This window comes from Pseudomonas sp. Irchel s3h14 (assembly GCF_900187425.1).
Taxonomy (GTDB): domain Bacteria; phylum Pseudomonadota; class Gammaproteobacteria; order Pseudomonadales; family Pseudomonadaceae; genus Aquipseudomonas.
On sequence record NZ_FYDJ01000009.1, the window covers coordinates 130,322 to 146,691 of the forward strand.

General features: G+C 61.8%; 16 protein-coding genes. 1 reads left to right on the top strand and 15 read right to left on the bottom strand.

Going from position 1 to position 16,370, the window contains the following annotated elements:
- Nucleotides 1–5: 5 nt before the first annotated feature.
- Entirely contained in the window at nucleotides 6–668 is a 663-nt protein-coding gene (locus CKW16_RS18675; RefSeq protein WP_095129640.1) for a flavin reductase family protein, read from the top strand.
- 118 nt (nucleotides 669–786) lie between these two features.
- Here CKW16_RS18675 and CKW16_RS18685 read toward each other — a convergent pair whose 3' ends face one another.
- From CKW16_RS18685 to CKW16_RS18755, 15 genes are all read right to left on the bottom strand, one after another.
- Nucleotides 787–1,446, bottom strand: a complete 660-nt coding sequence (locus CKW16_RS18685; RefSeq protein WP_095129642.1) for a DUF799 domain-containing protein — start codon at nucleotides 1,444–1,446, stop codon at nucleotides 787–789.
- The gene (locus CKW16_RS18690) at nucleotides 1,443–1,787 is read right to left on the bottom strand and encodes a DUF4810 domain-containing protein (RefSeq protein ID WP_371918040.1); all 345 of its coding nucleotides are present in this window, start codon (nucleotides 1,785–1,787) and stop codon (nucleotides 1,443–1,445) included. Before CKW16_RS18690 ends, CKW16_RS18685 begins: the two co-directional genes overlap by 4 nt.
- A gap of 60 nt (nucleotides 1,788–1,847) precedes the next feature.
- Nucleotides 1,848–2,522, bottom strand: coding sequence for a CsgG/HfaB family protein (locus CKW16_RS18695; RefSeq protein WP_176471575.1), 675 nt, complete (start codon nucleotides 2,520–2,522; stop codon nucleotides 1,848–1,850).
- A 313-nt stretch (nucleotides 2,523–2,835) separates the two neighbouring features.
- Nucleotides 2,836–5,934, bottom strand: coding sequence for an error-prone DNA polymerase (locus CKW16_RS18700; protein ID WP_176471571.1), 3,099 nt, complete (start codon nucleotides 5,932–5,934; stop codon nucleotides 2,836–2,838).
- The gene (locus CKW16_RS18705; protein WP_095129646.1) at nucleotides 5,910–7,325 is read right to left on the bottom strand and encodes a DNA polymerase Y family protein; all 1,416 of its coding nucleotides are present in this window, start codon (nucleotides 7,323–7,325) and stop codon (nucleotides 5,910–5,912) included. The genes CKW16_RS18700 and CKW16_RS18705 overlap by 25 nt, the downstream gene beginning before the upstream one ends.
- Before the next feature lie 7 nt (nucleotides 7,326–7,332).
- The gene (gene imuA, locus CKW16_RS18710) at nucleotides 7,333–7,950 is read right to left on the bottom strand and encodes a translesion DNA synthesis-associated protein ImuA (RefSeq protein WP_095129647.1); all 618 of its coding nucleotides are present in this window, start codon (nucleotides 7,948–7,950) and stop codon (nucleotides 7,333–7,335) included.
- On the bottom strand, nucleotides 7,950–8,567 hold the full coding sequence (gene lexA / locus CKW16_RS18715) for a transcriptional repressor LexA (protein WP_095129648.1): 618 nt from the start codon (nucleotides 8,565–8,567) through the stop codon (nucleotides 7,950–7,952). Before lexA ends, imuA begins: the two co-directional genes overlap by 1 nt.
- A gap of 188 nt (nucleotides 8,568–8,755) precedes the next feature.
- Nucleotides 8,756–9,049 carry a DUF971 domain-containing protein gene (locus CKW16_RS18720; RefSeq protein ID WP_095129649.1) on the bottom strand — a complete coding sequence of 98 codons (294 nt, stop codon included), beginning with the start codon at nucleotides 9,047–9,049 and terminating at the stop codon, nucleotides 8,756–8,758.
- Nucleotides 9,046–10,008 carry a HEAT repeat domain-containing protein gene (locus tag CKW16_RS18725; protein ID WP_095129650.1) on the bottom strand — a complete coding sequence of 321 codons (963 nt, stop codon included), beginning with the start codon at nucleotides 10,006–10,008 and terminating at the stop codon, nucleotides 9,046–9,048. The genes CKW16_RS18720 and CKW16_RS18725 overlap by 4 nt, the downstream gene beginning before the upstream one ends.
- Nucleotides 10,005–10,853, bottom strand: coding sequence for an ABC transporter ATP-binding protein (locus CKW16_RS18730; protein ID WP_095129651.1), 849 nt, complete (start codon nucleotides 10,851–10,853; stop codon nucleotides 10,005–10,007). The genes CKW16_RS18725 and CKW16_RS18730 overlap by 4 nt, the downstream gene beginning before the upstream one ends.
- A complete protein-coding gene (locus CKW16_RS18735) occupies nucleotides 10,853–11,626 on the bottom strand; it encodes an ABC transporter permease (protein ID WP_095129652.1) in 774 nt (257 codons plus the stop codon). Before CKW16_RS18735 ends, CKW16_RS18730 begins: the two co-directional genes overlap by 1 nt.
- 211 nt (nucleotides 11,627–11,837) lie before the next feature.
- The gene (locus CKW16_RS18740; protein WP_095129653.1) at nucleotides 11,838–13,244 is read right to left on the bottom strand and encodes an ABC transporter substrate-binding protein; all 1,407 of its coding nucleotides are present in this window, start codon (nucleotides 13,242–13,244) and stop codon (nucleotides 11,838–11,840) included.
- 235 nt (nucleotides 13,245–13,479) lie between these two features.
- Nucleotides 13,480–13,725 (bottom strand): ferredoxin family protein, encoded by a 246-nt coding sequence (locus CKW16_RS18745; protein ID WP_007946457.1) that lies wholly within the window; start codon nucleotides 13,723–13,725, stop codon nucleotides 13,480–13,482.
- A 25-nt stretch (nucleotides 13,726–13,750) separates the two neighbouring features.
- Entirely contained in the window at nucleotides 13,751–15,481 is a 1,731-nt protein-coding gene (locus CKW16_RS18750; protein WP_095129654.1) for a fumarate reductase/succinate dehydrogenase flavoprotein subunit, read from the bottom strand.
- Between the two features lie 11 nt (nucleotides 15,482–15,492).
- Complete coding sequence (locus CKW16_RS18755; RefSeq protein ID WP_033061603.1) at nucleotides 15,493–16,245, bottom strand: GntR family transcriptional regulator; 753 nt, start codon at nucleotides 16,243–16,245, stop codon at nucleotides 15,493–15,495.
- Nucleotides 16,246–16,370: the final 125 nt, after the last annotated feature.

Here is a 16,370-nt window from a genome sequence, read left to right on the forward strand (position 1 = left end):
TGCCCATGCAAAGCTTCGACTTCAGCCAATTGAGCCCACGAGACAAATACAAAATTCTGATCGGCAGCGTGGTGCCACGGCCGATTGCCCTGGTCACCACCATCGACGGCGAAGGCCGGATCAACGCCGCGCCCTTCAGCTTCTTCAACGCCCTCTCGGCCGACCCGCCGATCCTCGCGTTGGGCGTGGAAAACTACGGCGACCAAAGCCCCAAGGACACCACGCGCAATATCCAGCTCAACCAGGAATTCACCGTAAACATTGTCAGCGATGCCCTGGTGGAAGCCATGAACGTCTGCGCCGTACCGTTCGCCCCCGGTTTCGATGAACTGACTGCTGCGGGCCTCACGGCCATTCCCGGGACCACGGTCAAATGCCCACGGATCGGGGAGGCACCGGTGGCGCTGGAGTGTCGGCGGATGATGGCGCTGTCCATCGGACAGTCACGGGAGATTATCTTTGGCGAAGTGTTGATGGCGCATGTGCGGGATGAATTGATCGACCCGAAAACCTTGTATATCGATCAGCTCGGGCTCGATGCGATTGGCCGGATGGGTGGGCATGGGTATGCGCGCACGCGCGATTATTTCGATTTGCCGACAAGGTCGTTGCAGGCGTGGACGGAGACGCCGGGGGGTGGGGAGCGGTTTTGGCCGTCAGGTAAATGATCGTTCCCACGCTCCGCGTGGGAATGCAGCAAGGGACGCTCTGCGTCCCAAAAGCGGACGCAGAGCGTCCGGGGAGGCATTCCCACGCAGAGCGTGGGAACGATCATGCACAGAGGGTTCAGTCAGTGCCGTACTTCGGCGAACGCGGCCCGTACAGCAACCCCGCCGGTTGTCCTGCCGACAGCAGCCGAGCGCTGGTCACACCGGCAATCGGGTGACCGGCGTCGGTGGAACTGTTGATCACTTGCTTCACCGCAGCCGTAATCAGCATGCCAATCAAATTACCGCCACCGTTGTTACCGCCCTCTTCGCTCGAAGCCCGAGCCGAGCCGGTCCACAGGGTGGTGCCGCTCTTGAGGTCCACCAGTTTCGCGCTGGCCGTCACCACGGTTTCGCTGCTGATGATCATGTAGCGAGTGCCGTAGTCCGTCACGGTGATGTACAGCGCAGCATCGGCACCGAAGATTTCTTGCAGTTTGTTGGCCGGTGCCTGATGGATATCCGCCGGTGTGGTCAAGCCATTCTGGCGGAACGTCTCATCGACCAGGGTGATCGGCAGCACGTAGTAACCGGCCTCAGCCAATGGGTACGTGACCTGCGACAACAAGCTGTAGGACGCCTTGACGTCCGGCGAGTTGTTCAGCGGCGGCAGCACCAGAATGGTTTTTGGACGACTTTGCTTGTACGCCGAATAGTCCACGGTCTTGGGGCTGACACAGCCACCGAGCACGGCCAGCGCCAGCAGCCCGGCCATCAGTTTCAATGAGCGCACGATCATTGGGTGTCTCCGGCCTTGGCGTTTTTAAGCAGAAAGTCCATGTACGGCGTCGACTCGGGGAACAACGTCTTCTCGGTTCTGAATTGCTGCACCATCTGATCGTCCTTGCCCATGCTCAGGTACAACAGGCCCAAGTGAGCGTGGTAGCCAGGCGGCGGCGTATTGCCGGTGGACCTGATCTTCTGTAGGTCGCGCTCCAGCGCTTCGGCCTGAGCTTCCTTGGGCTCTTCACCCTTGAAGTACTCGTAGACTTCCGGCTGGTAGCTTTCCCACTGGTAAAGGGTTTTCGGGCCGCTGTTGCAGCCGGCCAACAGGCCGCTGACCAGCACGGTCGACGTCATCAGCGCCCATTTCGCATAAATCTTGAACATGCTTGTACCGCTCCTTGTCATCGACCTTGATCAGTTGCCCGGTTTCCATGCACCGGCATTCATGCCGTCCACCAGACGATTGATCGCCTCGCGCATGGCCAGGTCGAGCACTTTGCCGTTGAGGGTCGAATCGTAGGCAGCGGTGCCGCCAAAGCCGATGACTTCACGGTTGGACAAGGCGTATTCGCCCGCGCCCTGAGTCGAATAAACGACTTCCGAGGTGCTGATATTGACGATGTTCAGGTTGACCTTGGCGTAGGCCACCTGGGTCTTGCCGCGACCGAGAATGCCGAACAACTGGTGATCCCCAGTCTCTTTGCGGCCGAACTCGGTGACATCACCGGTGACCACAAAGTCAGCACCCTTGAGGCGCTGGGACTGGCCCTTGATCGCGGCTTCTTGCTGGATCTCATCCATGTTGTCGCGGTCCAGCACGCTGAAGCGATTGGTTTGCTGCAAGTGAGTGATCAGGATGGTCTTGGCCTGACCGCCGAGGCGATCCACACCGTCGGAGAAGATCCCGCGCATGTAGCTCGAGCGGTTGTCGAACTTGCCTACCGCCATGGGTACGCGAACGCCGGAATAAGCGAGGCTGGCGCTTTCGACCTTTTCTACCGGCAAGACGCGCGAGCTTTCAGTCGCACACCCGGCCATCGCGCCGAAGAGGGCAATCGCTGCCGCCGATACCAACATCCGAGAGATCATTCTCACTGTGCATTCCTATTGAAAAACGGTTTATCCCGGCACGGCAATAGCCAGCCACTGCGGGTTGCAGCGGCGAAAAAGCGAGAGGGAATCAAATCGACAATCGACGTGCGGGACGTCGGCGGCCGGCATTATGCCAAAGTGCCACTATCGAAGACAGTATTAAATTATTCGGGCATCAACGCATTGGCTGGTGCTTTGATCGTTCCCACGCTCTGCGTGGGAATGCAGCCACGGACGCTCCGCGTCCGCTGTGACGCAGAGCGTCACGGGAGGCGTTACCACGCAGAGCGTGGGAACGATCAGGTCGGGTTCAGCGGAAATCCCGGCTGCGTACGCTGATGCCGTCGAGCAATGGGCTCAGGTCGCTCAACCGTCCGGCAATCAAATGCCTCACCTCACCTTCCTTCTCCCAGCGCCCATCGACCTTGAGCAATTGCGAGCCGACCAACACCTGGCGCTGCCGATCGGCCAGGTCGCGCCAGACAATGACGTTGACGTTGCCGAACTCATCTTCAAGGGTGACAAAGGTCACGCCACTGGCGGTGCCTGGGCGTTGTCGACCGGTCACCAGCCCGGCGACGCTGACCGGTCGCCCATGCTCGACCTCCAGCAGTTCCTTCGAACTGCGGCAGCGCCGGGCTTTCAATTCACCCCGCAACAACGCCAGCGGATGCGGACCGAGCGTGGTACCGACACTGTTGTAATCGGCTAGCAGGTCCTCGCCCACGGTAGGTTTGGGCAACGACACCGCGCCCTCTTCCTGACTCGGCAGACCGGCAAACAAGCCGAGCTGTTTCTGCACACCCGCCACTTCCCAGCGCGCCCGATGACGGTCACCCGCCAGGCCACACAGCGCACCGGCATCGGCCAGTTGCTCCTGGGCACGGGCATCGAGTCGCGCCCGTTCGCCGAGGTCGGCAATGTCGATAAACGCCCTCTTCGACCTCGCCGTTTCGATGCGCCGGGCATCGTCCTCGCGAAAGCCCTTGATCATCCGCAACCCCATGCGAATCGCCGGCTGGGCTCCGGTGATCGGCTCGAGGCTGCAATCCCAGTCACTGGCGCGCACGTCCACCGGGCGAATCTGCAAATGATGTCGGCGCGCGTCCTGCAGAATCTGGTCCGGGCTGTAGAAACCCATGGGCCAGCTGTTGATCAGCGCACAGGCGAAGGCCGCCGGCTCGTGGCATTTCAACCAGCAACTGGCGTAGGTCAGCAAGGCGAAACTGGCGGCGTGGGACTCGGGGAAACCGTAGCTGCCGAAGCCTTTGATCTGCTCGAAGATCTGCGCGGCAAACTCCGCCGTGTAGCCGTTTTTCTTCATCCCGGCGGCCAGGCGATCCTTGTGCGGTTCCAGCCCGCCGTGACGTTTCCAGGCGGCCATGGAGCGGCGCAACTGATCGGCCTCACCGGGGCTGTAGTCGGCGGCGACAATCGCAATCTGCATCACTTGTTCCTGGAACAGCGGCACGCCCAACGTGCGCTTGAGCACGGTTTCCAGTGCCGGGGACGGATAGATCTCCGGTTCTTCCTTGTTTCGGCGTCGCAGGTACGGATGCACCATCCCGCCCTGAATCGGCCCCGGACGGACGATCGCCACTTCAATCACCAGATCGTAGAAATTCACCGGTTTGAGCCGGGGCAGCATCGACATTTGCGCCCGGGACTCGATCTGGAACACACCGATGGTGTCGGCACGGCCAATCATTTCGTAGGTGGGCGCGTCTTCGGACGGGATCGTCGCCAGGCTCAGGTCCCGATCGCGATGACGGCGCAACAGATCGAAACAGCGGCGGATCGCACTGAGCATGCCCAACGCCAGGATATCCACCTTGAGCAGCCCGACCGCGTCGAGGTCGTCCTTGTCCCACTGGATGATGGTGCGCTCGGCCATAGCGGCGTTTTCCACCGGGACCAGGCTGTCCAGAGGCTGCTCGGAAATCACGAAACCACCGGGGTGCTGGGACAGGTGTCGGGGGAAACCGATCAGCTGCCCCGCCAGGCTGAGCACCCGGCGCAGCACCGGGCTCTCGGGATCGAACCCGCCTTCAAGCAGGCGTTCCACGGGCGGTGCTTCATCACTCCAGTGACCACAGCAATCGGCCAGGGCGTTGATCTGGTCCGGCGGCAAACCCAAGGCCTTGGCCACATCACGCACCGCGCCGGCCGCGTGATACGTGCTGACCACCGCCGTCAACGCCGCGCGGGTCCGGCCATAACGCTGGAACACGTACTGCAGGACTTCTTCGCGGCGTTCGTGTTCGAAATCGACGTCGATGTCCGGCGGTTCGTTGCGTTCCTTGGAGAGAAAGCGCTCGAACAATAGCGTGGTGCGATCCGGATCGATTTCCGTGATGCCCAAGGCAAAGCACACCGCTGAGTTGGCCGCCGAACCACGGCCCTGACACAGGATTTTTTGCTCACGGGCGAATCGCACAATGTCGTGAACCGTCAGGAAATAGCTTTCGTAGCCCAGCTCGGCGATCAGCTCCAGTTCCTTGTCGATCTGCATCAGCACCTGGGCCTGCGGGCCTTTTGGCCAGCGCCACGCGATGCCCTCCTCGGTCAAATGCCGCAGCCAGGACGTGGCTGTCTGGCCTTCCGGCACCAACTCCCGGGGATATTGATAACGCAACTGACCGAGGTCGAAGGTGCAGCGCCGGGCGATGTTCAGCGTTTCGTCGAGCAGTGTTTGCGGGTAGATCGATTGCAGAGCCTCGATACTGCGCACATGCCGCTCGCCATTGGGATGAAGACGCAGCCCGGCCTCCGCCACCGGCAGGTGATGGCGGATCGCGGTCATGGTGTCCTGCAAGGCGCGCCGCCCACGGGCGTGCATGTGCACATCGCCGCTGGCCACTGCCGGGATTCGCAGTTCGCCCGCCAGGGTCAGCAGCGCAGCCAGTCGTCGGGTATCGTCCTGGCCGCGATGCAGCTGGACGGCCAGCCACAGGCAATCGACGAAAGTCTGTTTCAGCCAGTGGCCCTGTTCGAAGTCATCGACCGCATCCGGCACCCACAACGCCAACAGCCCCGGCAAGGGTTCACTGAAGTCTTCCCGCAGCACTTGATACTGGCCTTTCTGTGTGCGGCGCCGTGCTCGGGTAATCAGTCGGCACAGGGTCTGGTAACCCTCGAGGTTTTCCACCAGCAACACCAGTTTCGGACCGTTCTCGATGCGCACTTCGCTGCCGATAATCAGCGGCAGCTCCACGGATTTGGCCGCTTGCCAGGCGCGGACGATACCGGCCAGGGTGCATTCATCGGTGATCGCCAAGGCCTGATAGCCCTGCTTTTTCGCCCGCTGAAAGAGCTCGAGGGCACTGGAAGCACCGCGCTGGAAACTGAAGTTCGACAGGCAGTGCAGCTCGGCATAGTCGATGCTCATGCGAACCAGCCTTGCAGCCACAACGGGCCGTCCTCACCAACCGCGCGATAGGCCCAACCCTGCTGGCCGGAACGGGTTTCGATCAGGAAGTAATCGCGGCGCACATCGTCGCCGTCCCACCAACCGGACTCGATGCGTTCCGGTCCCATGAGGATGCGCGCCGAACCTTCGTGTACCGCCAACGGTTCAGTCAGCAACCAGCCCGGACGTTGCACCGCAGGCAGCCCTGCACAGCGCTGACTGTCGACACTGGCCTGCCACGCGCATTCCGGCCGATGATCGGCCTGGAACCGCAAGCCCTGCACCGCGTCATCCCCCAACCGCGCGCGCAAGCGTTCGCGCAGTTGCTCCCAGGGCAAGGACTGCTGCGGGCGGTCGTCGAACAGCTCCTGGCGCTGGGGAACGAAGGCCGGCAAGTCTTCGGCGCGCAGGCGAAAACCGCGCACCGGGGCCTCGACCTGGACGTGCTCCAACCGGCCCCGGGCCAGTTCAAAGAGCATAGCCGGATCACGTTCGGCGCTGAGCAGGCCGACCTTGATGACGGTGTCCGGCAACCCGGCGTGTTCCAGGTGCAGGTCGAAACGCTGCACGCCGCTGTCCCGACCGCACAGAAACGCCGACAGGTCGCCGGTCAGCCGGCGTAACGGAAACAGCAGCGCCTGATGGGACTGCACGTCGAAGTTGAGCTCAATGCGCACATCGAAGCGGTCCGGCGGCAAGTAGAACGCCAGCGCCAGCCGCCGTAACCCGAGCAAGGCGTCCAGATGCTTGAGCACCTGGGCCTCGAAACGCCGGGCCAGACTATGGCGAGGCAACGCCTGAACCTGGCTCAAGGTGCGCAACCCCATGCGCGACAGCGCGGTGGCAACGCTGGTTTCCAGCCCGATACGGTCGATGGGCAACTGCCCAAGATGATGTTGCAAGGCTTGGTCGTCGGGCACCACCAGGCCGTCATAAGCGTTGGCCAGCACCCGTGCGGCCACCGGGTTGGGCGCGGCAACAATCCGATGACGAAACCCCAGCTCGCCGAGCTCGGCCCGCAACCGCGCCTCGAATTGCGGCCAGGCGCCGAACAACCCCAGGCTGGATTCGATTTCAAACACCACCGCACGCGGGTAATGCACGCTGACTTGTGAACTGAATCGATAAGCCCAGGCGGCCAGAAACTGCTGCCAGTGCTCGATCTCGGCAGCGTCGTACTCAGCCGTGACAAACCCTTTGCTCAAGGCCTGGGCAGCGGTCATCGACTGGCCCGGACGCAATCCCTGCGCCCGGGCCGAAGCGTTGACCGCTTGCAACACCCGACGCTGGGCCGGGCCGGTCAGCAGCGCCAGCGGCTCATCGGGATCGGCGCGTTGACGCAGTACCGCGTCCAGCGCCAATTGCGGGAAAAGAATACAGACCCAGCGCATGGCAACCTCAATGTCCCACAGGGAAGGCAATCGGCGCCGAACGCGCCAACCCACCCCGGCACTTGAGCACGCGCAATTGCGCAGGCCTGGCATCGATGGCGATGCGCAGCGCTGCGGGCGAAGGGTTAATCGCTTCATTGATCGAGCGGTAGGCAAACGCCAGGGTCGAGCCGGTTTCCGCCGCCACCTGCAAGCGCCGCAACGCTCGGTCATCGGCCTTGTGCGGCCAGCACAGCACTGCGCCGCAACTGCCCGAACGCAGGCATTGTTCCGCCGCCCACAAGGCATCGCGCTCGCTGGCCTGGATGATCGACAACTGACGCAGATCGACCCCGGCGTTCTGCCAGGCCTGGGGGTATGGCACGTAAGGCGGCGCCACCAGCACGATGCGCTCGCCCGCAGCCGACAACCGCGCCAGCGCCGGCCACACCAGTTGTAACTCGCCAATACCCTGCCCGGCCAAAAGGATTTCGCTCAGCGCCGCTTCCGGCCAGCCACCGGTGGGCAACGCCGCATCCAGCGCGGCATGCCCGGTGGGTTGCGGGCTGACGGACGGTGGCGCAGGCCGACCCTTCCAGACCTGGCCGCCATTGAACAGCGTATCCAGCGCAACGACGGCGCCCATCACCCTTGCCTCACCAGACCGCAGAACACCCCTTCGATGGCCAGGTCCTGATTGGCTTCGACGATGATCGGCTTATAGGCCGGATTGCGTGGCAGCAATCGGACAACCTCGCCGACCCGTTCGAAACGTTTGATGGTGACTTCCCCGTCGAGTCGCGCGACGACGATCTGGCCGTTGAACGCCTCGGGATTGCGGTGCACGCCCACCAGATCGCCGTCGAGAATGCCGTCCTCGATCATCGAGTCGCCCTGGACCCGCAGCATGTAATCCGGCACCCGCGAGAAGATCGACGGGTCAAGCAGCAAGCGGCTGTGAACCTCGGCATCGGCACCGATCGGCGCACCCGCCGCCACCCGGCCGAGTACCGGAATGTCCAGCAATTCGGGCCGCGTCGGCTGCCCGAGCAAACGAATGCCCCGGGCCTGATGCGCATTGACCTCGATGAAACCGGCCTCGGTCAGCGCCAGCACATGCTTGCGCGCCACGCTACGTGAGGCGAAACCGAACGCCTCGCTGATTTCAGCGAGGCTCGGGGACTGACCGTGCTCGGCGATTCGATCGCGGATAAAGGTCAGGATGGCGGTACGGCGGGGAGTTAAAGTCGTCATGGAGTACATTTGTACTCTTTTGGCTTTTTTCTGGCAAGGACCGCCAGTCAGCCGGCGGTCGACCACACAACCTGAGGTAAACACCGATTAAATGTGGGAGCGGGCTTGCTCGCGAATGCGGTTCAACATTCAACATTGATGTCGACTGACCCACCGCCTTCGCGAGCAAGTCGAATCGTCGCACCGCCGCTCCCACATTAGATTTCAGTAGGTTCGGGGGTGAGTTGTGCCAGGTAGGGCCAGGGGTAAATACCGCGTTCGTGGCCGTCGCTGAAGATCAGTTGCAGGCCGTAACCCTGGGAATTGAGTTCGACCACACGGATGCGCTCATCGACTTTCACCGTCAGCCCTTGCAACCGAAACGCCCGGCATTGCGAGCACGGGCATTGGCGGCGCAACTCAGCGTGGTCCAGCAACTGCTCGCGACCATCCGGCCAGTTCAACCGCAGCTGCTGTTTACCCTGGGAATTGCCAATCGCCACCGGGTTCATTGCAGCTGACTCAAGGCGATGCGCACGGCTTTGCGCACTTCCGGGTCGCCGTCGTTTTGCGCGGCCTGCAAGGGTGCGATGGCGCCCCGATCGCTCAACTCTCCGAGCGCCAGCGCAGCTTCCTTACGCAAGTTGCTGATGCGGTGGCCGAGGGTTTCGATCAACGCTTCAAGGGCCGGGACGTAACGCAAACGACCGAGGCTACGAGTGGCGCGCAGGCGCACTTGCCAGTACGCATCGCTCAAGGCTTCAATCAAGGCCGGGCCGGCGTCGACGTGGCCGACTTTACCCAGCGTGGTGGCAGCTTCTTCGCGCACTTGCCAGGCCTCGTCCTGCAAGGCGTGGCGCAGCGCCGGCAGCACGTGGGCGTCGGAGGCCAGGCCCAGGGCACCGGTGGCGGCGCGGCGGACTTCAGTGTCCGGGTCGTCACTGGCCAATCGAGCAAGCGCCGGCAAGGCATCGAGCTGTTTGAGCCAGCCGAGTACGCCGACGGCTTCGCGGCGGACACTGGCGTCTTCATCGCTCAATGCCTCTAAGGCGGCAGCGGCGGCATCGGGAAAGCGCAACTCACGCAAGGCTCTGAAAGCAGCGATGCGCACGTTGATGTCAGCATGTCCGGTCCACGGCAGAATCACCCTGCCCGCCGCCTCGGTCTTGAGCAGGCTAAGGCTTTGCGCGGCGGCAGCTTGCACGGCGTGGGAAGGATCGGTCAGCGCCTGGCACAGCGCTTCCACCACCGGTTCATCCTCCCAGGCTTCGAGCAAGCGTGCGGCCTCGGCGCGGACTTCTTCGGCCGGGTCTTGCGCAAGGCGATTGACCAGCCACAGCAAACCGTCCGGTTCTTCAAGGTCGGCCAATTCGATCAGGGCAATTCTGCGCACGCCGGGATCTTCATCCGTCAGGCGCGGTTGCAGGGCGAGAATGTCGTCGTTATCGGTTACATCGAATAGAGAGGTCATAGGGCAAATCGCGGCAGTTTGTTTTCAAGGGGAAGTCCGAGAGGGTTCAGGCGCGGTAACTGCCGACCGTCTTCGTGACGCAGCAACTCGAGGCAATGACGCTTCAAGCGGGAAAACTCGTGGCTGGTGACCCGTTCGGTGGTGCGTGGCCGTGGGAAATCGAGGCGCAGGTCTTCGATGATCCGCCCCGGGCGCGAACTCATGACCAGCAGCCGATCGGCGAGGAACAGCGCTTCATCGATGTCATGGGTGACGAACACCACGGTGGTGCGAATTCGCGTCCAGATGTCCAGCAGCAGCTCCTGCATGTTCAACCGGGTCAGCGCGTCGAGGGCGCCGAAGGGTTCGTCCATCAGCAACAGGCGCGGGCGGTTGATCAGCACCCGGGCGATTTCTACCCGTTGCTGCATGCCTCCGGAGAGTTGATCAGGCCAGCGCTCAGCAAACCCTTCGAGGCCCACCAGAGCAAGGATTTCATCGGCGGCTTTATGGCGTTCGGCTTTGCCGATGCCACGCATTTTCAGGCCGAAAGCCACGTTGTCGCGCACGGTGCGCCAAGGGAACAGCGTGTGGTGCTGGAACACCATGCCCCGCTGCGGGGACGGGCCCGAGACCGGCACACCGTCGACTGTCAGGGTGCCGGTTCGCGGTTGCAGGTGACCGGCCAGCGCACCGAGCAGGGTCGATTTGCCGCAACCGGACGGCCCAAGAATGCACACGAATTGCCCCGGTTCGATCTGGCAATCCAGACCTTGCACGGCTTCGAAGGCTTGCTTGTGTTCGCCGAGGACAATGGACAGTTGGCGGATGTCGATCCGTCCTTCAGGGGTTTGCATCACGCTCATCAGGCTTTTCCTCGTGGTCGGTGCCAAGGCGTAAACAGCCCGCCCAGACGTTTGATCAGCAGACTGCTGCCCATCCCCAGTACGCCGATCAGCAACATGCCGACCACGATGTCGGCGTAGTTCTGGATGGTGTAGGACTCCCAGGTGTAATAGCCGATGCCGTATTGGCCGGAGATCATTTCGGCGGTCACCAGGCAGAACCATGAGGTGCCCATGCCGATCGCCAGGCCGGTGATGATGCTCGGCGCGGCGCCCGGCAGGATCACCTCCAGCAGAATCGCCCGGCGCCCTGCCCCGAGGCTTTTCGCCGAGGCGATCAGCCGTGGGTCGACGCCTTCGACGCCATGCACGGTGTTGAGCAGGATCGGGAACAGCGCGCCGGTGAAGGTGATGAAGACCATCGACAGCTCAGAGGATGGGAACATCAGGATCGCCAGCGGAATCCAGGCGACGGCGGGGATCGGACGCAGGACTTCCAGCGGTGGCAGCAGCAGGTCTTCCGCCCATTTCGAGCGACCGATGGCCAGGCCCAACGCGATGCCGATGATCAGCGCCGCGAGGTAACCGGCGAAGACTCGGCTGAGGCTGCTGCCGAGGTGTTGCGCGAGTTTGCCGGAGTCGCCGAGGCCGAGGGCGGCCTCGATGACCGCCAGTGGCGTCGGGACGTTGGCGAAGGTGACCAGGCCGAGGTTCCAGTGGTGACTGGCCGCGAGTTGCCAGAATACAAGGCAGAGCAGCAATGAAGCGGCTCGGGGGATCCAGCGTGAAAACATATATCACCTCCAAAAGCGGAACGCGGAGCGTCCCTGGCGGCATTCCCACGCAGAGCGTGGGAACGATCAATTGCAAAACTTGCAGACGACTCCGATCCCTGTGGGAGCGGGCTTGCTCGCGAATGCGATTTTTCATTCAACATTGATGTCAACTGATCCACCGCATTCGCGAGCAAGCCCGCTCCCACATTTGATCGAGTCGTTCTGGGGATTAGCGAACGGCGACGGCCTGGGTACTGGCGTCGGTGAAGTCGAAGACTTTTCCGCCTTGTGCCGTGGCGAACTGTTGAGCCTGACCTTTGAGCAGAAACGCGCTGAGGCGCCCTTTCGCATCACTGGCAAACCACGCCTGATCCGCCAGCAACTTGATCCCGCTGTCACTCGCCTGGGCATACACCGCACGGATGTTTTTGCCTTCCTGCTTCAGGCTGGCCAACGCGGTGAACGCCGACTCTGCCGAGGCGTACTGACGAACCTTCGGCTCACCCCGCACCCAGATCTCCGCCACATGGCTGAAATCGGTAATCGCTTTGCCGCTCGACGCATCCACCGCTTTAAGCGGCGTCTGCCCGTAGTTGGCCAGTTGCGCGGTGTAATCCAGGTTCGAGGCCTTGAATGCTGCGCGGATGTATTGGTCGTCGATGAAGGTATTCAGATCGAGACCGCGATCAGCCTTCTTCAGCAGCTTGAGGGTATCGATGGCCGTGCCGACGGCCTGACGGTATTCCGGCTTCCAGCTGAGGTCGCGGGTTTGCACGCCCAGCGGACCGTGGAACAGGTAATTGACCTCGGCATCGACGCCGGTGACCTTGGCGATCAACTCGCTGTATTTCTCCGGCTCAGCCACTAGCAACTGGTTGGCTTCGATGCTCGCCCGCAGGTAAGCCACCACAATTTCCGGGTACTTCTTCGCGTAGGCCTGATCCACCAGCGCGCCGTGGAAGGTCGGCGCATTGGCCTGGGCGCCGTCATAAATCTTGCGAGCGAAACCACGGCTGGGGAACAGTTCGGCGAACGGCACGAAGTCGGCGTGGGCATCGATCTTCCCGGCCTGCAAGGCAGAGCCGGCGACTTCCGGCGGCTGGGCGATGATGTTCACGTCTTTCAACGGATCCCAGCCTTGGGCCGCGACCGCCCGCAGCAACATGCCGTGCGCCGTCGAGGCGAAAGGCACAGAAATGGTTTTGCCTTTGAGTTCGGCCAGCGACTGCACGCTCGATGCGCTCGGCACCACAATGCCGTTGCCGCTGCCCTTGATGCTGCCTGACAGCACGCTGATAAACAGGCTGTGTTTGCCCGCGGTTTCGAACGCCACACCATTGAACGAACCGGGGAAATCGGCCATGGCGCCGAAGTCGAGTTTTCCGGCGACCATCTCGTTGGTCAGGGGCGCGCCGCTGGTGAAGTTCTTCCACTCCACCTCGTACTTGGCGTCTTTGTAGGGGCCGTCGTGGGGCAGGTATTTGTCCAGCAGGCCCAGCTCGCGAATCAATAGACCGCCGGCGGCGCAGTTGATCGTGGTGTCCTGGGTGCCGATGGCAATGCGGATGGTCTCGGCCGATGCCGACAAGGTGAATGAAGCCAGTACCAGACCGGCGAAAGCTGCACGCAATAACATAAGTAGATCCCCTCGAATCATTTTTAGGATATTCGTCTCCGCCACGATCAGGGCGCGGTGGGAAACGAGGGGTGTTTTGAAGCAAGCGTCCGGGGGTTACCGGATGGCTTTGTGGTTGTCTGAGCTGGCCTCTTCGCGAGCAAGCCCGCTCCCACATTTGTAATGCATTCCCCTGTGGGAGCGGGCTTGCTCGCGAAGGCGTCCGGTCATTCAATGAAGATGCCGGCACTCACACTCAGCGCAACAGGTATGGGATTTCAACTTTCACCGCCCCGGTCGGGCAGTCCTTTTCGCACGGCATGCAGTACCAGCATTCGTCGAACGCCATGTAGGCCTTTTGCGTGGCCGGGTTGATCGCCAACAGGTCCATCGGGCAGACGTCGACGCACACGGTGCAGCCTTTGTGGGCGATGCAAAGGTCCTCATCGACCGTAACGGGCGCGTTGGAACGGAAGAAGATTTCCTGGGGTTGATAGGCCATTTTGCGGTCTCTCTTTTTGTGATACTCAGGCAGCAAAGGCACCGACCCGCAGCCGGTCGTAGGCCTGCATTTCATCGGCGTCCAGCGGGATGATGTAAGGCTCCACAGCTTTCTTGAAACTGGTCATCTGGCCGTCGTCGCCCTTTTTCAGATGGCAATGGCAGAACCAGTCGCTGTCGTTGCGTTGCGGGTGGTCGACCCGATAGTGGTAAAGCCCCCAACGACTTTCGGCGCGGAACAGCGAAGCGCGGGCGGCCATTTCGGCGCAGTCGCGGATCATGCTGACTTCCATGGCGCGCATCAGTTCGTGGGCGTTGTGGGCCTTGATCTGATCGAGATCGCGCTGGATATCGCTGAAGCGTTGCAAGCCGATCTGCATTTTTTTGGTCACTTTCGGCGGTTGCAGGTAGTCGTTGACGAAGCGCCGCAGCTTGTACTCGACCTGGGCTGGCGGCAGACCGTGTTCGCGGTCCAGCGGCGCGTAGACCCGAGCCTTTTCCGTTTCAATCTGCTGGGCATCGACCGCTGAAAACTCGCGACCGGCGACAAAGTCCGCCGAGTTGGTACCGGCAAACCAGCCGTAGGCGAACGCGCCGAGCATGTAATTGTGTGGCACCGCGGCCATGTCACCCGCCGAGTACAAACCCTTGACCGAGGTTTCGGCCTTCTCGTTGACCCACACACCCGATGCCGAGTGACCGCTGCAAAAGCCGATTTCCGAGATGTGCATCTCGACCATTTGCGTGCGGTAGTCGGTGCCGCGATTGGCGTGAAACTGGCCGCGACTTGGGCGCTCGTTGCTGTGCAGGATCTCTTCGATGTTCTGGATGGTTTCCTCGGCCAAGTGATCGAGCTTGAGGAACACCGGGCCGTTGCCGCTTTCGAGTTCCTGGTGGAACTCCCACATCATCTGGCCGCTCCAGTAATCGCACTCGATAAAGCGTTCGCCCTTGTTGTTCGCGGTGTAACCGCCCAACGGACCGGTAACGTAAGCGCAAGCCGGGCCGTTGTAATCCTTGATCAACGGGTTGATCTGGAAGCATTCCAGGTTCGCCAGTTCTGCCCCGGCGTGATAGGCCATGGCGTAACCGTCGCCAGCATTGGTGGGGTTTTCGTAGGTGCCCATCAGGTAACCCGAGGATGGCAAACCCAGGCGCCCGGCGGCGCCACAGCAGAGGATCACAGCTTTGGCCTTGATCACGTGGAAGTCGGCGGTGCGGCAATCGAAGCCCATCACGCCGTTGACCGCGCCCTCTTCGTCCGTCAGCAATCGTGTGCAAACCAGCCGATTGGTGATGCTCACCCGCGCCCGTTTCAACTGGCGATACAGGACTTTTTTGATGTCATGCCCTTCCGGCATTGGCAGCACGTAGGCGCCCATGTGGTGGACCTTTTTCACCGCGTAGTCGCCGGTCTCGTCCTTCTCGAACTTCACGCCCCAGCGGTCCAGTTGCTCGATGGTTTCAAAGCTGTGAGTCGCGTAGGCATACACCGCCGCCTGATTGACGATGCCGTCGTTGGCGATGGTGATTTCCTTGGTGTACTGCTCGGGCGTCGAGTGACCGGGAATGATCGCGTTGTTCAGGCCGTCCATGCCCATGCTGATCGCGCCGCTGCGTTTGACGTTGGCCTTGTCGATCAGCAGCACGCGCAAATCGCGATTGCGTTCCTTGGCTTTGATCGCCGCCATCGGTCCAGCGGTGCCGCCGCCGATCACGACAATGTCGTATTCCTGTTCGAGCGTCTTTCTAGTCATTGATCCGTGAGTCATGCCTGCGCCCCTTTTTGCCGGTCGATCCGCAGGCGGTACTGGAAGGCATCGCCGCGGTAGTAAAGGTGTTCGAAGTCCACGGGTTGGCCGCTGGCGTCGTGGGTCAGGCGCTCGATGCGCATGATCGGCGAGCCGGGTTCGACGTTCAGCGCCTGGGTCAGGTCGCTGTCGGCCAGCACCGCGTCGATGGCCAGATCCGCGTGACCGAGGGCCAGGCCGCAGTCGTTTTCCAGGATCAGGAAAATGTCGCGGGTGACCAGATCGGCCTTCTCCAGACGCTCGCCGATGGCCTTGGGCAGATAAGTGATTTCCAGCGAAATCGGCTCGCGGTTAATCAGCCGCACGCGCTTGATCTGCGCCACCGTCTCGCCTTCGGCGACTTGCAAGCGCTCGGCAACGAGTTTGTCGGCGGGAATGAATTTGAAGCTGCGCAGGCGGTTGATCACCTCGTAGCCGCGACCGGTCATCGACTCGGCCAGGCCTTGCAGGGTGCTGACGTTCTGGAAGGTTTTTGGCTTGGCGACGAAGGTGCCTTTGCCGTGAATCTTGAAGATCAGCCCTTCTTTCTGCAGATCCCCCAGGGCTTGGCGCACGGTGATGCGGCTGACTTTGAACAGCGCGCCGAGTTCGCTTTCGGAAGGCATCTGGCTGTCTTGCGGGTATTCGCCGTCGAGGATGCGGGCGCGAAGCACATCCCGCAGTTGGGTGTGCAGCGGAACGCTGCTGAGGGAGAGAACGTTATCGGTCATGGAAGATCACTTGTCATAACGAGTTATGACGTGATCTTAAAGTTCTAATAGGAGGCTTGAGAAATACTGTTTGAGAATAAGGTTAGATTCGCCGAACGACCGCGGACTTTGTAGCAGCTGCCGAG